23 protein-coding genes are annotated in these 25,809 nt (G+C 52.3%); 7 read left to right on the plus strand and 16 right to left on the minus strand.

Translation table 11 applies throughout. From position 1 onward, the window contains the following. Positions 1-8: 8 nt before the first annotated feature. From paaB to nhaR, 7 genes are all read right to left on the minus strand, one after another. Positions 9-299, minus strand: coding sequence for a 1,2-phenylacetyl-CoA epoxidase subunit PaaB (paaB, locus tag PS2015_RS14035; RefSeq protein WP_058022816.1), 291 nt, complete (start codon positions 297-299; stop codon positions 9-11). Positions 300-314: 15 nt separating this feature from the next. Beyond that, entirely contained in the window at positions 315-1,304 is a 990-nt protein-coding gene (gene paaA, locus PS2015_RS14040) for a 1,2-phenylacetyl-CoA epoxidase subunit PaaA (protein ID WP_058022817.1), read from the minus strand. Between the two features lie 114 nt (positions 1,305-1,418). Beyond that, entirely contained in the window at positions 1,419-2,639 is a 1,221-nt protein-coding gene (gene pcaF / locus PS2015_RS14045) for a 3-oxoadipyl-CoA thiolase (protein WP_058022818.1), read from the minus strand. Positions 2,640-2,811: 172 nt separating this feature from the next. Then, complete coding sequence (gene paaG / locus PS2015_RS14050; protein WP_058022819.1) at positions 2,812-3,606, minus strand: 2-(1,2-epoxy-1,2-dihydrophenyl)acetyl-CoA isomerase PaaG; 795 nt, start codon at positions 3,604-3,606, stop codon at positions 2,812-2,814. Positions 3,607-3,636: 30 nt separating this feature from the next. Continuing rightward, positions 3,637-5,685: a phenylacetic acid degradation bifunctional protein PaaZ gene (gene paaZ, locus PS2015_RS14055; protein ID WP_058022820.1), complete on the minus strand. Its 2,049-nt coding sequence runs from the start codon at positions 5,683-5,685 to the stop codon at positions 3,637-3,639. Positions 5,686-6,116: 431 nt separating this feature from the next. Further along, positions 6,117-7,586 carry an NADP-dependent isocitrate dehydrogenase gene (locus PS2015_RS14060; RefSeq protein WP_058022821.1) on the minus strand — a complete coding sequence of 490 codons (1,470 nt, stop codon included), beginning with the start codon at positions 7,584-7,586 and terminating at the stop codon, positions 6,117-6,119. A 67-nt stretch (positions 7,587-7,653) separates the two neighbouring features. Then, entirely contained in the window at positions 7,654-8,565 is a 912-nt protein-coding gene (gene nhaR, locus PS2015_RS14065) for a transcriptional activator NhaR (RefSeq protein ID WP_058022822.1), read from the minus strand. A gap of 107 nt (positions 8,566-8,672) precedes the next feature. Here nhaR and PS2015_RS14070 point away from each other — a divergent pair, with 107 nt between their 5' ends. The 3 genes from PS2015_RS14070 to PS2015_RS16045 all read left to right on the plus strand — a co-directional run bounded on the left by PS2015_RS14070 (position 8,673) and on the right by PS2015_RS16045 (position 10,427). Beyond that, the gene (locus PS2015_RS14070) at positions 8,673-9,629 is read left to right on the plus strand and encodes an L-threonylcarbamoyladenylate synthase (RefSeq protein WP_058022823.1); all 957 of its coding nucleotides are present in this window, start codon (positions 8,673-8,675) and stop codon (positions 9,627-9,629) included. Positions 9,630-9,665: 36 nt separating this feature from the next. Next, positions 9,666-10,163 carry a hypothetical protein gene (locus PS2015_RS14075; protein ID WP_058022824.1) on the plus strand — a complete coding sequence of 166 codons (498 nt, stop codon included), beginning with the start codon at positions 9,666-9,668 and terminating at the stop codon, positions 10,161-10,163. A 78-nt stretch (positions 10,164-10,241) separates the two neighbouring features. Next, positions 10,242-10,427: a diacylglycerol kinase gene (locus PS2015_RS16045; RefSeq protein WP_156412754.1), complete on the plus strand. Its 186-nt coding sequence runs from the start codon at positions 10,242-10,244 to the stop codon at positions 10,425-10,427. A 5-nt stretch (positions 10,428-10,432) separates the two neighbouring features. On the opposite strand, the gene PS2015_RS14080 is transcribed toward PS2015_RS16045, so the two are convergent. Further along, on the minus strand, positions 10,433-13,396 hold the full coding sequence (locus PS2015_RS14080; protein WP_058022825.1) for a TonB-dependent receptor domain-containing protein: 2,964 nt from the start codon (positions 13,394-13,396) through the stop codon (positions 10,433-10,435). A gap of 296 nt (positions 13,397-13,692) precedes the next feature. Here PS2015_RS14080 and PS2015_RS14085 point away from each other — a divergent pair, with 296 nt between their 5' ends. Then, complete coding sequence (locus tag PS2015_RS14085; RefSeq protein WP_082628150.1) at positions 13,693-14,289, plus strand: TIGR02466 family protein; 597 nt, start codon at positions 13,693-13,695, stop codon at positions 14,287-14,289. Here PS2015_RS14085 and PS2015_RS14090 read toward each other — a convergent pair. The 6 genes from PS2015_RS14090 to pqqA all read right to left on the minus strand — a co-directional run bounded on the left by PS2015_RS14090 (position 14,286) and on the right by pqqA (position 19,897). Further along, positions 14,286-16,553, minus strand: coding sequence for a TonB-dependent receptor plug domain-containing protein (locus tag PS2015_RS14090; RefSeq protein ID WP_082628151.1), 2,268 nt, complete (start codon positions 16,551-16,553; stop codon positions 14,286-14,288). The genes PS2015_RS14085 and PS2015_RS14090 overlap by 4 nt on opposite strands. Positions 16,554-16,656: 103 nt before the next feature. Continuing rightward, positions 16,657-17,802 (minus strand): pyrroloquinoline quinone biosynthesis protein PqqE, encoded by a 1,146-nt coding sequence (gene pqqE / locus PS2015_RS14095; protein WP_058022828.1) that lies wholly within the window; start codon positions 17,800-17,802, stop codon positions 16,657-16,659. Further along, positions 17,774-18,046 (minus strand): pyrroloquinoline quinone biosynthesis peptide chaperone PqqD, encoded by a 273-nt coding sequence (gene pqqD / locus PS2015_RS14100; protein WP_058022829.1) that lies wholly within the window; start codon positions 18,044-18,046, stop codon positions 17,774-17,776. The genes pqqE and pqqD overlap by 29 nt, the downstream gene beginning before the upstream one ends. Further along, positions 18,043-18,783, minus strand: coding sequence for a pyrroloquinoline-quinone synthase PqqC (pqqC, locus tag PS2015_RS14105; RefSeq protein ID WP_058022830.1), 741 nt, complete (start codon positions 18,781-18,783; stop codon positions 18,043-18,045). Before pqqC ends, pqqD begins: the two co-directional genes overlap by 4 nt. A 35-nt stretch (positions 18,784-18,818) precedes the next feature. Then, positions 18,819-19,736: a pyrroloquinoline quinone biosynthesis protein PqqB gene (pqqB, locus tag PS2015_RS14110; RefSeq protein WP_058022831.1), complete on the minus strand. Its 918-nt coding sequence runs from the start codon at positions 19,734-19,736 to the stop codon at positions 18,819-18,821. A gap of 89 nt (positions 19,737-19,825) precedes the next feature. Continuing rightward, positions 19,826-19,897 carry a pyrroloquinoline quinone precursor peptide PqqA gene (gene pqqA, locus PS2015_RS15660; RefSeq protein ID WP_156412798.1) on the minus strand — a complete coding sequence of 24 codons (72 nt, stop codon included), beginning with the start codon at positions 19,895-19,897 and terminating at the stop codon, positions 19,826-19,828. A 277-nt stretch (positions 19,898-20,174) separates the two neighbouring features. On the opposite strand from pqqA, the gene pip reads away from it, so the two are divergent. Genes pip through PS2015_RS14125 form a run of 3 tightly spaced genes read left to right on the plus strand, consistent with a single transcriptional unit; the run spans position 20,175 to position 23,161 of the window. Next, positions 20,175-21,098 carry a prolyl aminopeptidase gene (pip, locus tag PS2015_RS14115; RefSeq protein ID WP_257721218.1) on the plus strand — a complete coding sequence of 308 codons (924 nt, stop codon included), beginning with the start codon at positions 20,175-20,177 and terminating at the stop codon, positions 21,096-21,098. 9 nt (positions 21,099-21,107) lie between these two features. Continuing rightward, a complete protein-coding gene (locus tag PS2015_RS14120) occupies positions 21,108-22,520 on the plus strand; it encodes an ATP-binding protein (RefSeq protein ID WP_058022833.1) in 1,413 nt (470 codons plus the stop codon). Continuing rightward, the gene (locus tag PS2015_RS14125; RefSeq protein ID WP_237113338.1) at positions 22,517-23,161 is read left to right on the plus strand and encodes a response regulator; all 645 of its coding nucleotides are present in this window, start codon (positions 22,517-22,519) and stop codon (positions 23,159-23,161) included. Before PS2015_RS14120 ends, PS2015_RS14125 begins: the two co-directional genes overlap by 4 nt. A 21-nt stretch (positions 23,162-23,182) precedes the next feature. Here the strand turns inward: PS2015_RS14125 and PS2015_RS14130 are convergent, their stop codons facing one another. Together PS2015_RS14130 and PS2015_RS14135 are read right to left on the minus strand one after the other, a co-directional pair. Then, on the minus strand, positions 23,183-24,598 hold the full coding sequence (locus PS2015_RS14130; RefSeq protein WP_058022834.1) for a histidine kinase N-terminal 7TM domain-containing protein: 1,416 nt from the start codon (positions 24,596-24,598) through the stop codon (positions 23,183-23,185). Between the two features lie 39 nt (positions 24,599-24,637). Next, entirely contained in the window at positions 24,638-25,798 is a 1,161-nt protein-coding gene (locus PS2015_RS14135; protein ID WP_082628153.1) for a DmpA family aminopeptidase, read from the minus strand. Positions 25,799-25,809: the final 11 nt, after the last annotated feature.

Consider the following 25,809-nt stretch of genomic DNA (forward strand, 5'->3'; position numbering starts at 1 on the left):
CCTGCATATCACATATTGTTAATCGGATCCGGGAGAACATAGTGCGCGGCATGTCGATACGGTTTCTCGTCCATAGGGTCATGGAAGCTGGACGCGTCATCCGACTGAGAAGCAACGATATCGGATGATCTCACTACCCAGATACTGCATCCCTCGCTACGCCGGGTATAACAATCGCGCGCGTACTCAAGGGCCTGCTCCGAACTTGCGGCATGCAGGCTACCCACATGTTTATGATCCAGGCCACGTCTGGAACGGATGAATACCTCATACAAAGGCATAAGCGTTGTTTCTTTCATTACTCTCTGTTCCTTTTATGCTGCGTGCTTCTTACGATTGCCCGCTGCTTCCGTCGCGCCCACCCGATCGAGCTGCTTTCTGTCATAAGCCCTGACAGCTTCCCGCACCCAGTCGCCGTCTTGATGTGCCTGAACATGGTGGGCCAGACGCTGGCGATTGCACGGACCGTTACCACTTATTACGTTTTCGAATTCTTCCCAATTGATCTCACCAAAATCATAATGGCCGCGCTCTTCGTTCCAGCGCAGCTTTGAATCGGGAATGCGAAGCCCCAGATATTCAGCCTGAGGTACCGTCTGATCAACAAATCGTTGTCGTAGACTGTCATTACTTTCGCGTTTGATTTTCCACTTCATAGATTGCGCACTGTGTGCAGATTCACCATCGTGCGGACCAAACATCATCAATGAAGGCCACCACCATCGGTCAAGGGCATCCTGCGCCATCGCTTTTTGTTCATCAGAACCACGTGCCAACGCCATAACACTTTGGTAACCCTGTCGCTGGTGGAAGCTTTCCTCTTTGCATACACGCACCATGGCCCTTGCATAGGGACCATACGAAGTCCGCTGCAAAGTGATCTGGTTCACAATAGCCGCACCATCTACCAACCATCCGATGATGCCTACATCCGCCCACGTCAGAGACGGGTAATTGAATATGGATGCATACTTGGCACTGCCACTGTGGAGACGATCGATGAGCTCTTCACGACTGACTCCAAGTGTTTCTGCGGCACTGTACAAATACAGTCCATGCCCGCCCTCGTCCTGAACTTTGGCGAGCAAAACGATCTTCCGATGCAGAGTTGGTGCGCGCGTTATCCAGCATCCCTCAGGCTGCATACCAATAACTTCTGAATGAGCGTGTTGAGATATTTGTCGAATCAGGTTTGCCCGATACTTCTCTGGCATCCAGTCCTTCGGCTCTATTCGCTGCTCCTCGTCAACCCGCAGCTGAAAGCGCCGCTCAAGCTCGGTTGAATCACAATTAAAATTACTCATTACGCAAGCTCCATATCTATTCAGGCAGTTATGATACTAACAAAACAGCCCGATTAACTTACATGTATCATATATCTATAAGCCTGTCACGACAAGGCTAAAACCACTAAATATTCAGACTGACGCGTCACACCTTTCTATGACCATGGCAATGCCCTGGCCAACGCCAACACACATGGTACACAGGGCATACAGCCCTCCTGTGCGCTCCAGTTCTATCATGGCTGTTGTGACCAGGCGCGCACCGCTCATGCCCAGCGGGTGCCCCAATGCTATAGCCCCGCCATTAGGGTTCACGTTTGCGGCATCATCGGCAAGGCCCAGCTCGCGCAGGACAGCAAGCGATTGGGCCGCAAAAGCTTCGTTCAGTTCAATAACGTCCATATCAGCCAGCGTTAACCCCACCAGGCGGAGCACCTTATGAACGGCGGCCACTGGCCCAGCACCCATAATGCGTGGCTCAATACCGGCCACCGCCATAGCACGCACCTTGGCACGAGCACTCAGCCCGTAGTCTTTAACCGCATTCTCAGAAGCCAATAACAGTGCGCACGCCCCATCATTTACGCCCGATGAGTTACCTGCAGTCACACTGCCATTTTGTCGAAATGGAGTGCCGAGGGCCGACAGAGCCTCCAACGAAGCATCGGCGCGGATATGCTCGTCGTGCTCGACAACCAGGTCACTGCGCTTTTTCTGCGGAATTGATACGGGAATTATCTCCTCTGTAAACCGGCCGGAGTCACGAGCTGCTGTCGCCTTTTGCTGGCTGCGCAGCGCAAACGCATCCTGATCGGCCCTGCTGACGCCGAATTGCGCTGCAACTTCCTCAGCCGTCTCCGGCATCGAGTGGGTGCCGTAAATTGAGGCCAGACGCTTGTTTATAAAGCGCCAGCCAATGGTTGTGTCGTACAGCTCCTGGCTGCGGCTGAAGGCAGTCTCGGCTTTACCCAGCACAAACGGCGCCCGCGACATGGACTCGACACCGCCTGCCACCACTAATTGGGCCTCGCCCGTACGAATTGCCCGGGACGCATAACCCACGGCGTCCATTCCGGACCCACACAGGCGATTGATAGTCGTTCCGGGCACATCGACCGGCAAGCCGGCAAGCAGAGCCGACATTCGCGCCACGTTGCGATTATCCTCGCCCGCCTGATTGGCACAGCCATAAACCACATCATCCACCTCGGACCATTGAATGCCTGTGTTACGCTCAATCAGTGCACGTATCGGCAGGGCACCCAGATCGTCTGCCCGGACTGCAGCAAGTGCACCGCCATAACGACCAATGGGTGTGCGAACGGCATCACAGATAAAAGCATCTTTCAACATCACTAACTCCAAATTGACACAGCACTGCCTCAATGCAGCCTTGCGGCAGGCATCAAAAGCGGTGCAGCACAGTAATATTTTGATTCACAACCAAGACACAACAGAGGCAGTGCACTCTTATCGGTGCACACTGTGAGATCTGTCTCGTCAATATTGCTACTTCGACGGCCTGTCAGTCACCACGAAAAACCGGTGGCCGCTTATCCAGGAAAGCAGCAACACCTTCGCGATAATCGTGCGACTGCCCCAAACGCCGCATGGCATATTTTTCATTCTCCATTTGCTGGTGCATGGGGGTAGAGAATGATTCATTCAGAAGACGTTTTGTTTCGGCCAATCCCCGTGTAGGTTGAGTGGCGAGATACCTGGCGAGCTCCATTGTTTCTGACATCAGTGCATCATCATCCACACAGCGCCAGATCATGCCCCAGTTTTCCGCCTGCTCGGCGGGTAGTTTGTCACCCAACAGAGCCAGACCTTTGGCGCGAGGCAATCCAAGCGCGCGAGGTAAGTTCCAGGTGCCACCCGAATCAGGAATCAAGCCAATTTTACAGAACACTTGTACAAATTTGGCGGAGCGTGCTGCCAGCACAATATCACAAGCGAGCGCGATGCTGGCGCCGGCACCCGCAGCAACTCCATTCACGGCACAGAGAACCGGCTTATCAAGAGTCATGATCGATCTGACAAAAGGGTTGTAGTATTTCTCTACCGACTCACCCAGATCAAGCGGACCCGCATCAGATTGCACAGTTCTGTCATTCAGATCCTGACCCGCACAGAAGCCACGACCGGCGCCAGTTATTAACAGGCAACGTACTTCCGGATTAGTGCGCGCATCGTTCATTGCGACACGTACTTCTTCGTGCATGGCAACCGTAAAGCTGTTCAGAGTCTCAGGGCGATTCAGCGTCAGAACTGCCACGCCGTCCTCTACGGTGTACATAATATTTGCGAATGCTGTCATTATTTTTTCTCGCCTCCATGAACCGATTGATTACGCATCACGTCGTACAACCAGCGTCAGAATGTCATAGTGTGCGCACAACTCACCGCGCTGATTCATAATCTGTACATCCCAGACAACAACGCCCGTTGCTTCTTTGTCATCCGGTCGCTTATCTTTTTCTATCTTCTGCTTGACCGTCAGCCGCGCTTGAATCGTGTCGCCAATGCCCACCGGCTCTATGAAGCGCAGATTTTCCAGACCATAATTTGCAAGAACCGGGCCCGGGGAAGGTTCGACGAACATACCAGCCGCCGCGGAAATGAGGAAATAGCCGTGCGCCACGCGTTTGCCAAACAGGGATTCGGACGCTGCCAGCTCATCAAAGTGGGCATAAAAATGGTCACCACTCAGGCAGCCGAAATTGACAATGTCAGCCTCAGTGACCGTTCTTCGGTAGGTCAGCAGGCTTTCCCCAACCTGAAGGTCTTCGAAGTGTTTTCTGAACGGATGGATGTCAGTGCTTGTTGTTCGCGCTCCTGGGGAATACTCGCGTGTTATGGCCATGAGCATGGTCGGGTTGCCCTGAACAGACGTGCGCTGCATGTAATGTTTGACGGCTCTGACCCCGCCCAGCTCTTCACCACCGCCCGCGCGTCCGGGACCGCCGTGAACCAGTTGCGGTAGCGGCGAACCGTGCCCGGTAGATGATTCCGCACAGTCACGATTCAGCACCAGCAAACGGCCATGATAGGGCGCCATACGCAACACAAATTCCGCAACCTCTTCCTGATCTGCAGATACTACTGAGCTGACCAGGCTGCCGCGTCCGTAACTCACGAGCGTGACTGCTTCCTCTGTCGAGTTGTACGGCATAATCGTTGTCACCGGACCAAAAGCTTCCAGAGAATGCGCTGGACTTTGCTCGTCCATGGGCTCCTTACACAGCAATACGGTAGGAGGGTAGAAAGCCGCCGGTATTGCGTTATCGCCAACGAGATCAAAAGACTCGTCCCCGCCGATCAGGCACTCACAAACTTCACGCAGTGCATTTACGCAACTGCTGACATCCTGCTTCTGCGAAGCACTGACCAGCGGCCCCATTGTTACGCCGTCCACAGCAGGGTCGCCGATTACGACCTTTTGCAGGCGCTCACGAAGTGCCGATATCACCGCTTCGACCTTACTGGCTGGCACCAGAACCCGGCGAATAGCCGTACACTTCTGCCCGGCCTTGGCTGTCATTTCGCGAACCACTTCATTGATGAACAGGCCAAACTCAGGATCTGTGTCCGCAACTGACGCACCCAGCACGCAGCAGTTGAGTGAATCCGCCTCCATGTTAAAGGGAATGCGTCGACGAACAATATTCGGATGGTTGCACAACTTCTGCCCGGTCGATGCCGAACCGGTAAACGTGACCACATCCTGCTCAAGAAGGTGATCCAGCAGGTCGCCTGTGCTTCCGCAAATCAGCTGCAATGAACCCGGCGGCAGAATCTCCGACTCAACAATCGCCTTTACAACAGCCTCTGTGACATAGGCCGTATCGGTAGCAGGCTTAACAACAACGGGCACACCGGCAATCAGGCTTGGAGCGATTTTTTCCAGCATCCCCCAACAGGGAAAGTTGAAGGCGTTAATATGCACCGAAACGCCCAACCGAGGCACCAGTATGTGCCTGGCAGAAAAACTGTTATCTGCCGAAAGCCGTTCCGCCGGACCTTCCACGATAAAGCGCTGGTTAGCAAACTCACGCCTCGCAAGGCTGGAATAGGCGAAAAGGGTGCCAATGCCACCATCAATATCAATACGATGGTCGCCCGCCGTCGCACCTGTATGATCAGAAATTTTGTAGAACTCTTTCTTACGGCTTGTCAGATACAATGCCAGCTGCTTGAGCAATGCGGCCCTTTCATGCAACGTCATCGCTTGTAAAGCAGGCACCCCCACCTCGCGACCAAATCGTAGCACCTCAGGAAAGTCCACACCCGCACTGGAGACACCTGCGACCCGGACACCACTAACAGCATCATATACTGCACGGCCCTCTTCTTCGCTGTAAAACCAATTCCCACCAATATAGCTTGCTGTTTTCATTTTGTTAGTCTCCGTGATGCAGTTTTGCCGCTTTAACCATCGGCAGATAGCTGCCGCAAATATGATACATTTTTTTGCGATTATCAAGCATTAATGTACTATTTAGCGAACCCCGAAAAAGCAAGGCAAAGCCCGACCGCAGATCAGTCACTACTGCTTCTCAAGCAATACAGCTATGCCTGGCTGGCAAATTGAACGCCACGGAATAATTCTGAATACTGCACAAAAAAGATGAATGCGTGCGTTTATACAAAACGTTTTTTGAATTGCCCGGTGAACTTTCCAGGCCTGAGGGTGATTTCAGGCCGATTCGCCTGACGTCTCACTTGACAGGAGCGACTAAGTTACAGACTTGATCAATCTCACCATACTGGCTCTGTGAGAGCATTGTGCACCGCGCTTACATAATAACCGCGGTGCTACCAGCTGGGTTACTGGCCCTGCCCGAGGGCATAACCGGCTTCACCGTCAAAGGTATAAAGATTCTCGGTTTTGATGACATCCACGCCGGACTCAATTAATCCACCAAGAATGCATAAGATGTCCTGATGCGACGGTGCAGACGCGTCGTCCGATGCCAGATAGCGGCAACGCCAATGGTCAGTGCAGAACGTCTCGGGGAAACCATTTGGCCAGACTTTAATGCCCCTGTTGGTGATCATCTGCAGGCTCAGCGCACTCTCTGAATGCTGATTCAGGCGACTCGCCAAAAACTCCGGATCACTGTTTGGTTCATGCACAAATACATCAACACCTACAAGCTTTTTTTCTGCTGGTGCTTTTCGCTGGTATGATGATTTGCTGACCGGTGCTTCGGGTGGATTCTGGTAGCGTACCGGCTTGAATATCTTGGGCTCATGACCCAGACGGGCAACTACAGCATCCGCGAATTCCGCCGTCGATACATGCTGCAGCGTTTGCTCACCACGCAAGTCGCCAGTATGTATCCCCTCTTCGATGGTTGCCAGCCATGCATTATGAACCTGTTCGGCAACATCTGCCTGCCGTATATGAACCAGCATCATGACGGCACCTAGCAGGATGCCGCTGGGGTTGGCAATGCCCTGGCCTGCGATATCAGGCGCACTGCCGTGAATCGCTTCGAACATGGCAACATGGTCACCGATATTGGCACTACCCGCCAGACCGACACTGCCGGTCATTTCAGCTGCGATGTCACTGATAATGTCACCATAAAGATTCGAGGTCACAATCACATCAAACTGTTCAGGGCGCGTAGCGATCCTCGCGCTACCGATATCAATGATATATCGCTCCTGCTCGATGTCCGGATATTCTGCACCGATCTCCTGAAAGACTTTATAGAACAGGCCATCGGTCATCTTCATGATGTTGTCTTTGACCATACAGGTAACTTTTTTGCGTCCCTGTTGACGGGCATATTCAAACGCATAGCGTACGATTTTTTCGCAGCCGGGACGTGAAATCAGTTTCAAACACTGAAACACCTCATCGGTTTGCCGGTGTTCTATGCCCGCGTACAAATCCTCTTCATTCTCTCTGATGATGACAAGATCCATAGCAGGATGTTGCGTCTTGACAAACGGTGCGTAGCTGACGCAGGGCCGCACATTGGCGTACAGGCCCAGCGTCTTGCGAATAGTTACATTCAGGCTTTTGTATCCGCTGCCTGAAGGAGTTGTGATTGGACCTTTCAAAAAAACCCGTGTCCGGCGAAGCGATTCCCATGCGGAAGGTTCAATTCCCGAGCTATGCCCTGCCAGATACACCTGCTCGCCAATATCGATAAACTCGGGTGCGATTCTTGCACCCGCTGCCTCCAGAATTTTAAGAGTGGCCCGGGTAATCTCCGGGCCGATACCATCGCCAAGTGCCACGGTAATGGGCACGTTATTCTGGTTAGTCTGAGCGTTCTTCATCAAATGACTCCTTACTTACATTTGTTACTGCTTACCGAATTCCTGATCTACTCTCGCTACCTGTTGATCATGCGCGTGAAGCGACAGTGCTGAATACATTGCTTTTGGCAGATTGGCTGATCGCCTCCAGTGCCGGGTGTTTCAAACGACGTTCAGGCGTGATGGCGTAGTACCGGCAGCTGATATCTGATGTGGTGCCGGCAATGCTCACACCATGCTGCCTGGCAGCCTGCTCGCTAATTGCCTCCGGGGCCGGAAACAGACCCACGCCCTCCTGTCCGAACGCCTTCATCAAGCCGGAGTCATCAAACTCAGCTTTGATATATGGCGAGATGCCCATGTCTGCAAACCAACGCTCCAGGGCAGGCATTAGTGCGCTGTCCGGGCCCGGCATCAACAGCGGGGCGTCGTTGAGCGAGCGCGGGAAATCAACCCGTACTGATTCGACAAGTTCCGGGGTTCCATAAAAAGCCAAAGCGCACTCTCCCAGCAGATGGTTGTAACCCTTTACACCGGTATCGGCCGGCAGCGGACGGTCAGCGATCACCAGATCCAGGTTGTGCACAGCAAGCTCAGCAAACAAGGACTCCAGCTTGTCCTCATAGCAATTGAGCCTGACAGGTTCCTGTAATTGAAGTGCCGGTGACAGCAGGCTGAATGCTATTGATTTGGGCACTACATTGGATACTCCGACACGCAGCAGAAGGTCGGTATGATGCTGATTGTTTTTAAGTCTGGCCTCAAGCGACTTGCCTGTCTGGAATATCTCTTCGGCATGAGTGAACGCAAGCTCACCGGCAGATGTCAGTTTTAGACGCCGACCGCTCTGGTAAAAGAGATCCACACCCAGCGACTGCGCCAGCTCACTGACCTGGCCACTGATGGTTTGTGGTGTCAAATGTAATTGCTCGGCGGCTCGCGTAACACCTCCGTACTTGGCCACATTCCAGAAATAGTAGAGCTGTTTGTAGTTCAACATTAGCAACAATCATCAGTTTCAGACGAACAATTGTTAAAATATATTCGATTTTTATTTAACATACAATTCCCTGACAATACTTGTCTTTGCATTCTTCGGCCCCCGCGATGACTCCCGATTGCAACATAGAACACGCAGCAAAAATTCTTCGTGCTGGCGGCCTGGTGGCCTTTCCAACGGAGACTGTCTATGGTCTGGGGGCAGATGCCGGCAACGATACCGCTTTACTCAACATTTATCGTGTCAAGCAACGACCTGCAGGGCATCCGCTGATTGTTCATCTGGCAGATGCCCAGCTCTTGCATCGATACGCCCGCGACATCCCGGAATCTGCATGGACATTGGCGGAATTGTTCTGGCCAGGTCCCATGACCATCGTATTGAAAGCCTCGAAACACACCTCCCGCGTACTCACTGGCGGTCAGGATACGGTGGGGCTCAGAGTACCGTCTCACCCCGTCGCGCGCTCGCTGCTCAACGCCTTTGATGCCGGTATCGCGGCGCCATCGGCAAACCGCTTTGGTCGCATCAGTCCTACACAGGCCCGACATGTCACAGAAGAACTCGGGAGCGATGTAGGCCTGGTGCTGGATGGGGGTAGCTGTGAAGTAGGTCTGGAATCAACAATTGTCGATCTCAGCGCAGATCAGGCCCGCATCCTGCGCCCCGGCGCGGTCACACAGGCACAAATAGAAGCCGTTATTGGCGAGCTTTCGCCAGACACCAAAGGGTCTCTGCCACGCGTTCCTGGCACCCATACCAGTCATTACGCGCCACTTACACCACTTTCGCTTGTGACGCGGCAGTCCTTACAGCAGCAGCTTGAACAAAGTGCCGACTCACAAAGCAGAATTGCTGTGCTCTCCATGACTGCACAACCGCTGACTTTTAAAGGCACTGCCTGGAAGATGATGTCAAATACCTGCAAAGAGTATGGGCAACAGCTGTTTTCCACCCTGCGTGAGCTCGATAGGCTTCAGTGCGAAAAAATCATTGTCGAGTCACCTCCGTCTACTCCCGAATGGGAGGCAGTAAATGACCGTCTGGCTCGCGCGGCCGGTTAAACAGAGGAGTACACAGTTATAAACAATTGGCTGATTGTGCGAAGCATCGAGGATCTGGCAATCGCCCTGCCACAGATTAACAGACTACTGATGTCGACCTGGGACACAACCGATAAATCGGCATCGCTGCGATTGCATGGCGTGTGGATTGACTCCTTTATGGCAACTCATACACCAACACAGTTACCCGCTTTAGATCGCAATAATGCCGACAGACATCTGAGCATCCACGAATCCCTGGGGCTCCCGGGTGTCTGGCAACTGTTCCGCCTGCACGATTCCGACGATCAGTCGGACGTAAGGCCCCAAGACGTATTAACAGCACTAATCAACCAGTCTCGACACTCAATCTCTGACTCGAATAAGTGTCTGATCCCTGTATTGTCAATATCATCAGACCTGAAGACCGACGCTGATGACATCCGTCGGCTGGTTGCTGTCGCACAGGACAATGATGTCAACGTGCCGACCGTGTGGTACCAGGATGCAGCATCGGGTCAGTGTCGCCAGCCAGATAGAGGCGTCATTCACTAGTAGGTGTACTATTAAACCACTCCCGACATCGTCCTGCCAGAGAGCGCCTGATGAAACCAAAGACCAAAGACCAAAGGCTTGAGGCGACTGATTAACGCCACTGGATATTCTGCTCGCGGCATTCGCTCACTGTGGAGCAATGAAGCTGCATTCCGACAAGAGACAGCCTTGTCTGTTGTTCTTTTACCGGTGGTGGTACTTGCAGACATATCAGGCAATCAAAAAAGGGGCCATGAGGCCCCTTTTTTGTTGGACGATGACTGAATCAATCAGAAATCGTAAACCATACGAGCGTAAATTGACCGACCCATCGGATCCTGCAATTCACCCATTACACCGGCGAAGTCTGGTGTGCGTTGCGCCTGTCTGTCAAACAGATTACGCGAACCAACGCTGAAGGCCATTTCGCCGCCATAAAGACTGATGCCGCGGTAAGTGTAGGCCAGGTCGAAGTCGGTCCAGGCCCGAATCTGCCCCCCGACAATGCTGGGATTCGGGTTGGTGTTGGCAAAACGCGCAATGAGCGGAGTGTAGTTGGTACCATCCCAGTCCATAGCGCTGACATACCGGACAGTACCGCTCACTGCATGGTTATTCAACGACCAACCCAATCGCAGATTGGCTTTTAGTTCAGGGACAGCTGGCGCTGTGCCTGTCAGGCGATTAGTTCGCCCAACCGCATCAGACACCGGGCCACCCGGATTCTCCTGGTACAGAAACTCATCCAAATAAGTTGCCTGCAGGTTGACCCGAAAATCGCCCCAATCCCCCAGACTCATCGTGTAATTGCCTTGAATATCATAAGCCGTCACTTTTACGCTTTGGGCATTAACACTTCCCGGCGTTGTAACCTGCAAAATGGTATGCAGATCGTTCTGGTCACGCACTATGTCTGGATTACTTAAACCACTGGCCAGCCAAGCCTGCAATTGAGCCAGAGAGGGCTGATTGGCAGAACCTACACCACTGCCTGTAAAACCTGACCAGGCTTTGAATGCTTCGAATTCAGCATTCATGACCTGCTGGCCGGATATTCCAACGATACGATTCTTAAAATCCGTTTCGTTCCAGGTGACTGACAGATCAAAGTTACCAAAAGTAAGGTCGAAACCGAATTGTCTGGATGTTGATGTCTCGTTCTCCAAATTGGGATTACCACCAGAACATGCGGTTGTGAAAGCGGAGAAAGTAGAGAAGCGATCAGTCACTGTTGACAACCCACAGCTGACCGGATTAAGCAGCTGAGTAATTGAGGGTGCGATAAATGCATCACCTGTTGTCGCGCGCAAGTTAAGCCAGTCGGTCGCCGCCCAGGTTACGCCGAATTTGGGATCAGTTGATTTCTGGCCTGTACTAAAATCCTCGGTACGCACAGCGGCTTCTATTTCCAGATTCGACAAAACCGGAATTGCCAACTCCAGGAAATAGGCATCGACTTCGCGGCTGCCTGACGTAATATCCTCAGGAATCGGGCTACCGATCCACGTATCACCCCGAATTTCATGAACCGATGGCGTATTGGTAAACTTCTCATCACGCCACTGATAACCAACTGCAGCACCGATTGGTCCGCCGGGCAATTCAAAACTGCCCAATGGCAGCTCACCGTTGAGGATCACATCAATGGTATTCAGCCAAACTTCTTCCATTTCCTTTGATCGTGCGGCAATCGCATTCATTACATGAATAGAATTATTGGTCGATTGATCCACAACAAAGAACGGATTATAACACGCATCTCGATCATTGATCACATCACAGTTAATACCCTGCTTCATGGCCTCAATATCATAGTTCTGGTTAGACATGTAACGCAGTTTCTTGTTACTTCGGGCGTATGCTGCTACGCCTTCCCAACCATCCAGCATGGGAACCTTAAAATCAGCCTGGAATAACATCCGACTATTATGGTCAGTGCTGTCAGATATGTTATCCCCGTCAGGCGTGTGTCCATCTGATGGCGTATGTGTTTTATTGATAGGTCGTAATGTTCTGGCTCTCACATCCTCATGCAGAGGCAGACCATTGGGCGTTGTACCGGACACGATATAGTCCATCAACCCATCATTATTGCGATCCTCTGTGCCACGATCGGGAATGCCATCGCCATTCAAGTCAACGCCATACAGCTGCTCACCGGCAGCGTTTCGAGCCAGGAAAGGGTTACCTGGTAGTTCGCCACGAATGGCTCCCAACTCTCCGATGCGCGAGTTACCCGGATTGGATGTTGAGGTGTAAGACACCTGGTAAAGGCGCGAATTAAACACCTGCGCCCGTAATGTCAAATCGTCACTGACATCCCAGGTCGCATTTGCGAAAATCGAATTCGTATCCGTTGGCTCGCGGTAACTCCGGGTGTCTCCAAAATCGAAATAGCAGGTACTCCCGACTAACATACCGTAGGGGTTGTTGTTGGCTCCTGCAACGTAGGACTGCCGATCCGCCGCCGGTGCGCAATTGGGATCCGGTCGATTGGCCGACGCCCCGGTGTAATTACCGGAAGCATCACGGAGCGGGACAACATAGTTGCCCGGCGCATTGGATGAATAGTTCAGACCAGCCTGAGCCAGATAGGGACGCTCGTCCCAGCCGAGTCGGCTGTTTGTCCTGAACTGCCCGGCAACCACAACATCCAAGTCGCCGATGTCTCCACCCCAAAGCATCTGTACCGACTGTTCATCATAGTCGCCACGTGAATCCTGCTCTCCATACGCCTCAATTTTTACACCATCATAGGAAGTGTAAGGTACAAAATTGACGACACCCGCAACCGCCTCGTTACCATAAAGAGCAGCTGCACCGTCAGCAACAATATCTATTCGCTGTATAGCGATAGTAGGCACCATCACGTTTACGTTCTGGTCAGCAATACGCTTGCCATCCAGTAGCGTCAGGGTGGAACGCGGCCCAAGACCACGCAAGTCAATACTCGTGCTGCGCGAGCTGGTACCCTGAATGGTATTGGTAATTGAGGACGATGGACCGCCCACAAATGACATATTCTGAATTACCTCTCCCAAATTCAGAGTACCTTCGTCCAGCAGGTCATCAGCACTTATCTGGGTAACCTGAGAAGCCTGAGTAAAACCTTCACTTCGACGAATAAAGGAACCGGTCACAACAACTTCCTCAACCTCAATTTCTTGCGAGTAACTCTGAGAAGTCATTGGCAGCAGTGAGAGGGAAATAGCGCTGCACAGTAATCTGCGCTTGTGGGGCACATTAAATCGCATATCTTGCTCCTGAATATTTTTATTATCTGAGTTCTTTCGAAACAAAAGACGTTGCGATCAGGAACGAAGAGAGAGGGATGGGTAGAAAGCCTCTGGTTCGTCACAAATCGTAACGCCAGTTCCTACCACTCACGTCTGGAACGAACGAATAGTGTATCAATATACATAATTTTGCAACACCTTGTTACGAATGAAGTGCTGGACTAGGAACTGGTTCACAGTTATCTTTCCAAAAGTTTCGTTCGCAGGAAGATTATTTTTATCGAAATATTTACTGACAATAAAAGGAAAGATCCTTGAAGATTAGTCCCCAGTCTCTGTTTCCAAGTTTAGTCTGGAGCACCTTGTTCGACGATCATGTGGACTTTAACAACAGACTACTCGGAGCGATCCGACTGCTGTATAAAAATGATCCGCGGGGAGTCCTTAACTCCAATGTCAGGGGTTGGCAAAGTCCTAACAACCTGCAGCACTTACCTGAATTTGACGAGATCAATCTGCGGATACTACAGGTCTGTCAGCGCATTGGTGAATCCATTCACTTTAAGCCGAATCTGGTTTATCAGCATCAGGCCTGGGTGAATATCAGTCCGCCGGGCGCATCCAACAAGATTCACTACCATGCCAATTGCCATTTCAGCGGGGTTTATTATGTAAGTCTTAAAGCGCCGGAATGCGGGAGTATTTTTTTCAGAGATCCGCGCGTCGCGTCACGGATGATAACCTATCCGATCAATGAGCTCAGCGAATTTACTGCAGAGGAAATACAGATGCGCCCCGAGCAGGGGCGCATGTATGTTTTTCCTGGTTGGCTGGAGCACGGTGTTGAAGAAAATCGCAGCGACCGTGACCGTATCAGCATCAGCTTTAACGTATTGGCATCGCCCCGTTAAAAGCTGTAATTAACTCCGGCAAAGAATGAACGTCCCATGCCCGGCACACCAATGCCGAAGGGAATTCCATTCATGGACATGGTCATGCCCTGAGCGACGTAGGTACCGCCAGCAGGCAGGTAGTAAAACTCATCCAGCAGGTTTTCAACTCCCAGATCCAACCGCACCTGATCCCATGTATGGCTCAGTCGCAGATTGAAAAGCGAATAACTGTCGGTCGTCATCTCGTTACGAATAGCGGACACATCATCTTTGTCGCCAGCAAACACCCACTCCAGGCTGTTGTCCCAGCCTCCCAACTGCTGAGTCAGCGCGAGACGCCCCTGAACCGGAATGATATTGTACAGGCCAGAACCGGTATCTGTATTCTCTGCATCAATGTAGCTCACATTACCGGCCAACTGCCATTGACCACTGGCATTATTAAACAAATTAGCAGTAAGCGTCAGGTCAACCCCTTTAAGCTCGGCCTGCTGATTCTGATATTGCAAGACATTGTATTGGCCCGGTCGCCACATCATCATCCCGCCCGCCACGGCATCGATGTAATCATCAACCCGGGTGAAGTAGGGATTGATACTGGCTTCAATATCCCGGTCAGCACTTCGCCAGTTCAGACTACCCGACAGCGTATGCGCGACTTCCGGTTTAAGGTCCAGATTGCCGACATATCCGTTGCCATCACCAACCAGATTATTCATAGATGCGGCCATCATCCATGACGACCAGGGATAAGCTTCGTACAAGTTGGCTGAACGGGTTTTCTGCGCAAGACCCAACTCCAGATCAATCTGGTCGCTCACTTCATAACGAGCCAATAATGTCAGATCGAGATTGGTATCGGCCTCCTTGCGATCGGCATTATTAAATGCCCTGGCCTCCATAAACTGCATACCCGGCGCAGTCATTGCCGTTGAGTAACCCTGAACCTCATCGGCGTTGCGGGTAACGCGCTCTGCGCGCGCACCATACATAAGCAACAGCGCATCGGTCAGTTGCAATTCATGCTCGGCAAAAATCGCGCTGCGATCACGCTGGCCGTTGTTGATATTCTGGAATGTTCCCGGCCCCATGCCACCACCAGAGGCTGTCCAGTAATCATCCAGCGTGAATTGCTGGAAGTCGGCCCCGACGCGCACCATGCCACGTGCAGCCAGTTCAATTTCAGCGGTCAGACTCAAGCCCGTATTATTCGAATCAGAAAACATCGGCATACCCGCTGCGCAGGTACCAGCCGGATCCCCATGAAAACGAATAGTGTCACAAGGGTTACCACCCATCGCATTGGTGCCATACCAGAACTGTCGGTCAGGACCAAAATCCATGCCGTGCTCTACCTTTTCGTGGTAGAGACGAGTCTGCAATTGGCCCCAGGACATGTCGCGCTGCCAGTTCAGATTAAGTCTGACCTGCTGGTTGTCGAGCAAGTCCATACGCTGATTGGGGTAGAGCTGGCTGGGCATGTTCTGGTAACCCAGCTGCACATCGAACAGATTGCCCTCTGTGCGGTAAGCAAAACGCAGATTGTGGTTCTGTGTTTCGTAAGCTGTTGAGGCCACCTCGTCCAGCGGCAGAGTGTGACCCGGCCGTCCTGTCTGAGCAGTCGGCTTGAAGTTTTCTGCCGCGGTGTAGTTGTCACCCTGGCTGTAGTTGCCGCTATAACTGACATAAGCGTTTTGCGTGCTGCGGCTGACTTTAACATTGGTGCCGTAGGCATTATTATTGCTGCGGCTGAAGCCACCCACCTCACCTTCAAAGACGGCTGCATCCGAGAACGACGGTGCTTTCGACTCGCTGATTACCGTACCACCAATACTGTCCCCTCCCACGCTGACCGGCGTAATGCCGGCGAACACGGTCATCTGCCCCACATCGCTGGGTGCCATGTATGACAGGGGCGGATTCATGTGGTTCGGGCAGGCGGAAATCATGTCCATACCGTCCACCTTGATGCGCAGTCGGTCATCCGACAGGCCACGGATCATCGGCAGGCTGGATACGGCGCCGGTCTGGTTAACGCTGACGCCGGCCAGATTGGCCAGCAGGCTGGCTGTGTCGCTGGTAGAAGCCGACAATTTTCTGATGTCAGCCTCACTCATGGTTTTCAGGTGGCCACCGGCGCTATGTCGCTGACCTTCAATAACGATCTGTTCGATGTCTGTCGGCGGTTCGGCTGCGACCGCAACAACAGTCGCGCCCGACATGGCAACCGCTAGAGCAATTCTGGACAAACTGAAGACATTTGATTTAAGTGTCGCTGACATAGTAACCCCGCTATAACGACTGATTCACTTTTTCCATATCGTTATTCTGCGGGAGCTTTGTCAAAGATAGAATGCGACACATTGTCGCGGCACCAGTTCAGCTTTACGTAAACTGACGTGAATTCCTGTCATCACGAAAGATGATCAGCGGCCGAACTTGATTGTCTGGCAGACGAGGCTGCTGCGCAAGTGCCACCTGATCAGTTACCAGGGTGTGATGCGGTGACTTACTGCACACCGGGTCGGCATTGCGTGCATCACCGGTCAGCATAAAGGCCTGACAGCGGCAACCACCAAAATCCTTGTCCTTTTCGTCACAGCTGCGGCAGGGCTCCTTCATCCAGCTATCACCGCGATAGGCATTAAAGGCCTCTGACTCATACCAGATGCTGCGCACGTCCTGATCACGCAGATTGGGAAAGTCCAGGCCGGGTAACATGCGGGCCTCGTGACAGGGCAGCGCCAGACCATCAGGTGCAATATTCAGAAATACCGTACCCCAGCCGTTCATGCAGGCTTTGGGTCTGTCCTGGTAATAATCGGGCACCACAAAATAGAGTTTCATTTTATTACCCAGCCGGGCTCGAAACTGATTGCAGACCGCTTCTGCATGCTCCAGCTGCTCGCGACTGGGCATCAGGTGTTCACGGTTCTTCAGCGCCCAGGCGTAATACTGACTGTTGGCCAGTTCCACATGGTCAGCCTGCATTTCCTCTGCCATCTGCAGTATCTGCTCAATGTGATCGATATTCAGTCGATGCAGGACCACGTTGAGCACCATGGGGTAATCATACTGCTTTATCAGCCTCGCAACCTTGAGTTTCAGATCGAAGGTTTTAGTGCTCGAGAGGAAGTCGTTCATTTCCCTGGTTGAATCCTGAAACGATAACTGGATCTGGTCCAGACCACCGGCTTTAAATGCAGCAATTCTTTTTTCAGTCAGACCGATGCCAGACGTCAACAAGTTAACGTAGTAGCCCATATTGCTGGCCTCGGCGACTATCTCTTCTACATCATCACGCATCAGCGGTTCGCCGCCGGAAATGCCAAGCTGTACGGCACCCAGTTCGCGCGCCTGGCGAAGGGCCTTGATCCACTCGGCAGAGCTCAATTCCTTTTCGAAGGTCTCTGCATAATTCAGGGGGTTGTAGCAAAAGACACAATGCAGCGGACACTTATAAGTGATTTCAGCATTGACCCACAGAGGGGGCTTGATGCTGTCAGTCGGCGGTGATCCAGCCTTTGTCATGAGCATGCTCCAGAAAATCAATGACATCCTGCTGCAAGTCGGCCTCCGGGAAGGCTGCCTGCAAGTTGCTGACAATATCCTCTACACTGCTGCGACCGTCGATCCGCTTGAGAATTTCACCGGCACTGCCGGTCAGTTTGATCAGGCCTTCGGGGTATAAGAGTACCCAGGCGTCCTGTGCGGTTTCCCATTGCAGTTTGTACTGCCTGGCAAACTTCAATGGCACGCTGATTGGCAAGCTCATGGGTTCATCCTCGCGATCGCTCCATTGTTGTTTTCACCGATACCGTAGGTCACCTGCATGGCATCCAGCATGCTCCACAGCACGTTTAGTTTGAACTGCAGGATGTTTATAGCCCGCTCCTGTTCAGCCCGAGTCTTGAAATGCGCCAGCGTCACACGCAAACCATGTTCTACATCACGGCGCGCTTCTGAAAGACGTTTACGGAAATATTGGTACCCCGTGGCGTCAATCCACGGATAGTGCTCTGGCCAGCTGTCCAGTCGTTTCTGGTGGATGGTGGGCGCAAACAGCTCCGTCAATGACGAGCAGACAGCCTCCTGCCAGGGCGCGGTTCTGGCAAAGTTGACGTAGGCATCGACGGCAAATTTAACACCGGGTGTCACTTTTTCCAGAGATATCACTTCGTCTCTTGACAGGCCAACGGCCTCAGCCAGTGCCAGCCAGGCTTCAATTCCACCTTCGTCACCTTCCAGGCCATCATGATCCAGAATGCGCTGGACCCAGAGCCGACGGTGTTCTTTGTCTGGCATGTTAGACATCACCGCTGCGTCTTTTATAGGAATCATGATCTGATAATAAAAACGATTGATCACCCAGCCCTGCACCTGCTCTTTGGTGCATTGCCCGCTGTTCATGGCAATGTGGAAGGGATGAAAAATGTGGTAACACTTTTCTTTGGCTCGCAGTCTGGCTTCAAATTCTTCGACTGACCATGGCACAGCAACATCATTTGCCATAGCACACACTCCTGCAATCACGGTTAAAAGGGATCCTAAAGACTGAAGTCCATGCCATCAAATGCAACATCAATCTTTTCCTGCAGTAGAATCTGACGTTCAGCAGAATCTTCGCGCAGGATGGGATTGGTATTATTGATATGAATAAGTATTTTGCGTGCTTCCGGAAACGATCTAAGCGCTTCGATCATACCTCCCGGACCAGACTGGGGCATGTGTCCCATATCCAGTGATAATTTTTCGCTGATACCCAGAGCCTGCATTTCATCATTGGTCCAGCAGGTGCCGTCCACCATCAGACAGTCAGCCTGTTGCATAAACGGCAGCAGATGCGCTTCGATAGACGCAAGACCCGGCGCGTAAAACAGCTTCTTGCTGCTGCCAAGGTCTTCCAGTTGTATACCAATATTGTCGCCTTCATGCGGATCATGGCGATGCGGCGAAAATGGCGGTGCTTTGCTGCTGAGCGGGACGGCTGTGATGCGAATACCTTCAATGCCCTCCACTTGAAATGTGCTGCCGACTGCAGTTGGAATCTGATGCCAGGACACACCACAAAAATGGCTCAGTACGTTAAAAATGGGGTTACCCTGTGTCAGATCCTCATGGACCATGTCTGTGCAGTAAATGTTGAGCGGCGTTTTGCCTTCACGCAGCATAAACAGGCCGGTTGTGTGATCAATCTGCGCGTCCATTAACACGATACCACGCACAGCCGTATCGCGAATGGCACGTCCGGGCTGCAGCTCGGGAAAGCGTTGGAACTGAGTCAGGATGTCGGGCGAGGCGTTAAACAATAACCAGTTGATATTGTCGTTACTGACGGCAATTGATGACTGGGTACGCGGCGCCGCCTGGATGGTGCCTTTGCGCACGCCGTCACAATTCGGACAGTTGCAGTTCCACTGCGGGAATCCGCCGCCAGCAGCGGAACCCAGAACGCGTATTCTCATAAATTTTCCTGGTTTCGGGTCAGAGAGAAGGCCGCCTTGTCTACCAGGCCGCTTTCCCCCTGAGGCTTCACCGTCAATCAGTCTGGCAATTAACGATTGGCGAAGTACATGGTGACTTCAAAGCCATAGCGCATTTCGGTATAAGCTGGTTTAGTCCACATAGTATTATCTCCACGGTAGATGAGTTTTCCCGATAATTCGGGGTCATGCATCCGGTCGATTTAGATCGCCTGAACACACGACATCTCGATTGTTACCTTTCGGGACATCATCAAGCTGCCGCATTATCAGCAATTGTCACTCATGATTTTCATTAGATGACGGCCTTTAATCTTGGCAAAACCTGCATAAACCTGTAAAAAAGTGGCGCATTCATAATAAGTTAGCGCTCATGCCTGCGCCGCCCGGGGGTATCTTATCAACACGCTGTATCCACACATCGAACCCTGGTTCCGCCAGAGCGTAGCAGTCTCACCAATGCATTCGCTGTATGTGGAACGCTGTGGCAACAAAAACGGTCACCCTGTCATTTTTCTGCACGGCGGGCCCGGCAGTCAGGTCAATGCCAACCACCGGCGCTACTTTGATCCGGACTTCTACGACAGTGTGCTGTTTGACCAGCGCGGCTGCGGTCAGTCAGCACCTGCTGGCGAGACCCGGGAAAACACCACTCAAGACTTGATAAACGACATCAATACCCTGCGCTCAGTGCTGGACATCAATGGCCCAATGACTCTGTTTGGCGGATCATGGGGCAGCACGTTGGCACTGGCCTACGCGCAACAGTTTCCACAGAACGTGCAGGCGATGATTCTAAGGGGAATTTTTCTGGGCACCGATGATGAAGTTAGCTGGTTTACCGGTGGCCTGAAGCGGTTTGCGCCGCGAGCCTGGCAGAACATGTCTGAAGGGATGGGGCAGGATTTGATCGAAGCTTATTATCAGGCCGTGTTTGATACAAACCAGAGCAGAGCGACGGAGGCTGCCCTGCGCTGGGTTGAATATGAAATGCAGATTATGAAAATCGGCAGCGACGCAGATGGCGTGAGCTCACTACCTGAGAGTGAGACAATTCTGAATCGTGCCCGAATTCATCTGCACTTTATCAGGCACAAATTCTTTCTCGGAGACACTGACTTGCTGAACAGCTCAGAATTGCTTCAGATACCCGTCACAATAGTTCAGGGCGAAATAGATCTTGTCTGCCCGCCGATCACTGCGTGGCAGCTAAGCCAACGTCTGCCCGATGCCAGACTCCGGCTGTTGGGCAACGCCGGGCATAGTGGAATGGCTGATGTGATGGCCTGCGCCCTGCGTGAAGAAGCCGACGCGCTTCGCGATCGGCTGCTGATTAAAAATTGAGGGGCTGAAATGAATCTTCGCTTCCGGGTTGGTTTGAGCATTTCGCTGGTGGGCATTGCCTGCCTCGCGGTAATTGCTTATATGCTGATTGACTATAAACGTCGATCTATCGACCAGGAAATCGAAGCCGGCACCCGGGTAGCGATTCAACTGTTGCAGGCCATTGCACCTTCACCGATAGAGCTGAGCCAGATCAGCGATCCGATGGACAGCCTGGTCGACTACCTGGGCAATGTCGGCCGGGTCCGGGCCAATGAAGTGCGGGTGTACGACGAACATGAAATGCTGTTGTATGAATCACCGCCGTCCGAGTATAAGCAGGGCCGCTGGGCGCCTGACTGGTTTACGGCCCTGGTCGCGCCGGATACGGGCGAAGTCCGGCTGCCTGTGCCCGGCGGCTTCATTCTGATAACACCTGACTCTTCAAGATCTGTACTGGATGCCTGGGATGAGCTTTGGCAGTTTGCCCTGTTTGTGCTCGTTATCATTATTCTCCTGAATATTGCGGTCTATCAGATTCTGGGTCGCACACTCAAACCGCTGAATGACATTGTGAATGCACTGACGGAAATGGAGAAAGGCAACTATGGTGTCCGTCTCGAAAATTACAACCTGCCAGAATTCAATGCCATCTCGCACACTTTCAACAGAATGGCTGAATCTCTGCAGGCCGCCTTGATCGAAAACGCCCGGCTTGCCAAAGAGGAACAACAACGAATGGCCGCTGAACTGGAACTGGAACAAAACCGCAAGTTTACTCAACTGATGCAGGTGAAGCTGGAAGATGAGCGCCGCTCAATTGCCCGGGAACTCCACGACGAACTTGGACAGTGTGTGACCGCAATCAAGACCATTGGCACAGCCATTGCCAACCGGGACAATGCGCAGGCTGACCAGACTCGGGAGAACGCCCGAACCATCGTTGAGGTGGCATCACACATTTATGATGTTGTGCATTCCATGATACGCCAGCTTCGACCCAGCGCACTGGATCACCTGGGCCTGAATGACGCGATCGGCGAACTGGTGGATCAGTATCGTAAACAGCATCCTAAGCTGGCAATTCATCTCGTAACAGAGGAGACTCTCGACGACTTTGAAGAAAGCCTGAACATTACCGTTTATCGGATAGTCCAGGAATGCCTGACCAACGTTGTGAAACACGCCGATGCGTCAAAAGTCGATGTGGCGCTTACACTGAAAGCCGGCGATCCGACTTTATTGCAGGTTAGCATCAGCGACGATGGCAAGGGGCTGAAACACAATTTTCCCGGAAGCAATCCTGAAAGGAACTCACGTTTTGGTCTGATCGGTATCAAAGAACGTGTTCAGGCATTCGGCGGCGAACTGAATTACGAACTCAATACCGACGGTGGCACCACCATTCTGGTGACACTCCCAATACCTCAGGACTGCCCATGAGCAAAAAAGCCATCAAGGTGATGTTAGTGGATGACCATGCCGTTGTGCGCATGGGCTTCAAGCTGCTTTTACAAGGCTCCGACGATATCGACGTCATAGGCGAAGCACACAGCGGTGAAGATGCTGTAAAACAATTCCAGGACCTGGCGCCGGATGTGCTGATCATGGACATTTCCATGCCAGGCATTGGTGGCCTGGAAGCAATTGGCAGAGTACTGGCCAAAAATCCGCAGCAAAAAATTCTGGTGTTATCGGCACATGAAGATGTTATGCATGCGCGGCGCGTCATTAAAGCCGGTGCCGTGGGTTATGTCACCAAACGCAGTGCCGCCGATGTCCTGATGCAGGCTATTCGCACCGTACACAAAGGGCAAATTTATCTGGAGCCCGAGATTGCGCAGGCCCTGGCAGTGGAACAGGTGTCCGGTTCAAAGAATCCACTGGATGCATTGAGTGAAAAGGAGTTCAAGGTATTTCTTGAGCTGGCCAAAGGCAGGTCTGTGCAGGAGATTGCCGACGTGATGTCACTGAGCCCCCGCACCATTGGCACACATCTTTATAACATCAAGCAGAAGCTCAATGCAGCCAACAGTGCCGAGCTGGCGATCATTGCCATTCGTGCGGGGCTGATAGAACCCTGACACTACTGATCGGCATGTTATTTAGATTGATTCGATGTCAGATGAGCCGGGCATAACCATATGCGTTCCGACCTGCCTAATCAGCTTTCCCTCTGCATTGCGAATTAATAATGTCCTCGCGAGAATATTCACCAGATGGCCGTCTCGATGGCGCATTTTAAATTCAGTCTCAACCCATTGAGCACCTGCCTCTGCGGCTTGCTCTACACTGCTGCTGAGTCGGCGCCATTGATCCGGAGGTGTGAGTTTACTGGCTAATCCGGGATTATTGGCCAGTTCATGGTTCTTGTAGCCCAACAGTCGCTTCCACTCCGGCGAATAGTAAATGCTGCCGGCCTCCATATCGAAATCCCAAAGACCCTGCCGGGAAGCCTGCATCGCCAGACGCAGGCGCTGTTCGGCAAGCATCACAGAACTCAAGTCCCGCAGAGTAATCAAACAGCCTTTTGGATGGTCACTCATTGAGCTCTGCACTGGAGTAATACGCAATTCCATGTCGAGAGCCTGATTTTCGTGACACAGCCTCAACGGACATTCAACACCTAGTGAGACATCAGTCTCTGTCAGATACGGCTGTATCTCCGGCACGACCTGTGCAACTTTCTGACCCCTGAGTTCGGCCAGAGATATGTCGAAGAACTGCTCTGCACTGCGACTGGCGGTTAATATCCGCAATTCGTCATCCAGCACCAGCATGATGTCTTCCATATTATCTACGAAAGTCTGCGCAGCACCGCGAATTACGTCGAAAAAGTTGAGTTTGACGATAACAAATGCAATCAGCAGTGTACTGAAGAGTATTGAAATAGGTGTCGGATCAACAGGCAATACATTATTATCGAGTAACAGATACAACAAGTTCGCCGCAAAGGGCACCAATGCCGATAAAGCCATCAGGACAAACTGCAGAGGTCTGCGCTGTCGATTAAGCAGGGCATGGCGCATTAGCAACACAATGCCGCCGATGATAAAGAAATACGAATAGAGCGTATGGACCCAGAAGTATGGGCCCAATGTTGCCGTCAGCACTGACATTGATCCAATTTCATGAATCTGAACAGATGATCGGAACCAGCCGTGCCAGGGATTGGTCCACAACACCAACAGGCTGACGAATGGAATCAGTAACAGGCTGAGCCAGTGACGCAGAGAGAGCCTGAACTCTGGCTTGCTGACGCTCAGGGCCACCATGAAATAAGCGACAGGCACAGTGACAATGCCGAAGTACTGAAAATTAGCCCAGAAAACTTTTGTATCCAGCGTGCGCGCCCACAATTCACCCGTACTGCCGATTAACCATAGAATCACGGGTGCCGCCAGCCCCAGCATGACGAACGCACCGGGAGCGCGTCGATAATTCCATATTATCAGTGCCAGAGAACTGGCTACCAATAAGGCCGCGCAAAGCACGGTTGTTGTCAGTACGAAAAAATTCATATCGACTCCTGGCAGATCTGGAGCCCATTATGCTTGAAATTAGGGACTTATCACACCGTGTCTGTCCAGTAGGTCCAACACGACAGGCACCGGCAACTCTGCAAATGCATCTCCGTTCACACCCTGCACCGCAGAAGCCTTGAACAATGCATTGTAAACGGCTTCCTCGGTGGCTTCCACAACAGCCTGGAACAATGGGGTCATCAAACCATTCGGCCAGTCTTCCACCAGGGTCGTCTGCTCGCGGCGAGCAGGCGTTCGACGCACACTGTTGGCGGTCGAAAATGCCAGAGCATAGTCACCCGAACCATTAGGCATGGCCGAACCGGTTCTGGCGATACCCAGGAATGCGCGACTTGCCAGGCGTTCAAGGTTACGGTCTGATAACGGCGCATCGGTGGCAATGATAATCATCACCGAACCGTCAGGGCTGGTCTGTGTCGCGCCACTTGCCACACGACTGCTTAGTGTCTCAGCGTTCACTGGCACCCCCATGATGTGCAGTTCACCGCCGTAGTTGGTCTGCACAAGCACACCGACTGTGAAACCACCGTCGTTCGCCGGTAATACACGCGAGCTGGTGCCAATGCCGCCTTTCCATCCAAAACTGACTGTACCCATACCCGCGCCGACACTGCCTTCAGCCACAGGCCCTGAGCTGGCGCTGTCAATGGCTGCAATGGCATGTTCAGGGCGCACCGCCCGCAGGCGAATATTGTTGATGCGCCCGTCATTGGTTTCGCCCACCACGGCATTAACTGAGCGGACGTCTTCATTGCCCACCTGCTGCAGGGTCCATTCAATGACGCCGGCGGCCGCCTCTGGCACTGACAGGGTATTGGTTAATACCACCGGTGTTTCCAGCTCCCCCAGTTCGATGACCTGAGTCGTGCCCATCATTTTCCCGAATCCATTGCCCTGGGCAAATCCGGCGGGCACCTTATCCTGAAAGATGTTGCCACCATGCGGTACGATCGCCGTCACACCAGTACGTACATTGCCGTCTTCTATTAATGACACATGGCCCACTTTCACACCGGCCACATCCGTAATGGCATTGTGTTCTCCGGCAGGGTAAATACCGGGGGCAATGCCCACGTCGCGCGGGCGCGGGTCCGAGTCATTGGCCATGACCGGTCCGCTGATCATCAGCGCGACTGACAAGGCTATGCTTCTCAACTCTCCGAATCGACGATTCATGACTATCCTCA

The sequence above is a fragment of the Pseudohongiella spirulinae genome (assembly GCF_001444425.1).
Taxonomy (GTDB): Bacteria; Pseudomonadota; Gammaproteobacteria; order Pseudomonadales; family Pseudohongiellaceae; genus Pseudohongiella; species Pseudohongiella spirulinae.

What these genes read in the sequence shown, in the direction of transcription:
- paaB (WP_058022816.1), bottom strand. Translation starts at nt 299, where the DNA reads ATGAAAGAAACAACGCTTATGCCTTTGTATGAGGTATTCATCCGTTCC.
- paaA (WP_058022817.1), bottom strand. Translation starts at nt 1,304, where the DNA reads ATGAGTAATTTTAATTGTGATTCAACCGAGCTTGAGCGGCGCTTTCAG.
- pcaF (WP_058022818.1), bottom strand. Translation starts at nt 2,639, where the DNA reads ATGTTGAAAGATGCTTTTATCTGTGATGCCGTTCGCACACCCATTGGT.
- paaG (WP_058022819.1), bottom strand. Translation starts at nt 3,606, where the DNA reads ATGACAGCATTCGCAAATATTATGTACACCGTAGAGGACGGCGTGGCA.
- paaZ (WP_058022820.1), bottom strand. Translation starts at nt 5,685, where the DNA reads ATGAAAACAGCAAGCTATATTGGTGGGAATTGGTTTTACAGCGAAGAA.
- PS2015_RS14060 (WP_058022821.1), bottom strand. Translation starts at nt 7,586, where the DNA reads ATGAAGAACGCTCAGACTAACCAGAATAACGTGCCCATTACCGTGGCA.
- nhaR (WP_058022822.1), bottom strand. Translation starts at nt 8,565, where the DNA reads ATGTTGAACTACAAACAGCTCTACTATTTCTGGAATGTGGCCAAGTAC.
- PS2015_RS14070 (WP_058022823.1), top strand. Translation starts at nt 8,673, where the DNA reads ATGACTCCCGATTGCAACATAGAACACGCAGCAAAAATTCTTCGTGCT.
- PS2015_RS14080 (WP_058022825.1), bottom strand. Translation starts at nt 13,396, where the DNA reads ATGCGATTTAATGTGCCCCACAAGCGCAGATTACTGTGCAGCGCTATT.
- PS2015_RS14090 (WP_082628151.1), bottom strand. Translation starts at nt 16,553, where the DNA reads ATGTCAGCGACACTTAAATCAAATGTCTTCAGTTTGTCCAGAATTGCT.
- pqqE (WP_058022828.1), bottom strand. Translation starts at nt 17,802, where the DNA reads ATGACAAAGGCTGGATCACCGCCGACTGACAGCATCAAGCCCCCTCTG.
- pqqD (WP_058022829.1), bottom strand. Translation starts at nt 18,046, where the DNA reads ATGAGCTTGCCAATCAGCGTGCCATTGAAGTTTGCCAGGCAGTACAAA.
- pqqC (WP_058022830.1), bottom strand. Translation starts at nt 18,783, where the DNA reads ATGGCAAATGATGTTGCTGTGCCATGGTCAGTCGAAGAATTTGAAGCC.
- pqqB (WP_058022831.1), bottom strand. Translation starts at nt 19,736, where the DNA reads ATGAGAATACGCGTTCTGGGTTCCGCTGCTGGCGGCGGATTCCCGCAG.
- PS2015_RS14120 (WP_058022833.1), top strand. Translation starts at nt 21,108, where the DNA reads ATGAATCTTCGCTTCCGGGTTGGTTTGAGCATTTCGCTGGTGGGCATT.
- PS2015_RS14125 (WP_237113338.1), top strand. Translation starts at nt 22,517, where the DNA reads ATGAGCAAAAAAGCCATCAAGGTGATGTTAGTGGATGACCATGCCGTT.
- PS2015_RS14130 (WP_058022834.1), bottom strand. Translation starts at nt 24,598, where the DNA reads ATGAATTTTTTCGTACTGACAACAACCGTGCTTTGCGCGGCCTTATTG.
- PS2015_RS14135 (WP_082628153.1), bottom strand. Translation starts at nt 25,798, where the DNA reads ATGAATCGTCGATTCGGAGAGTTGAGAAGCATAGCCTTGTCAGTCGCG.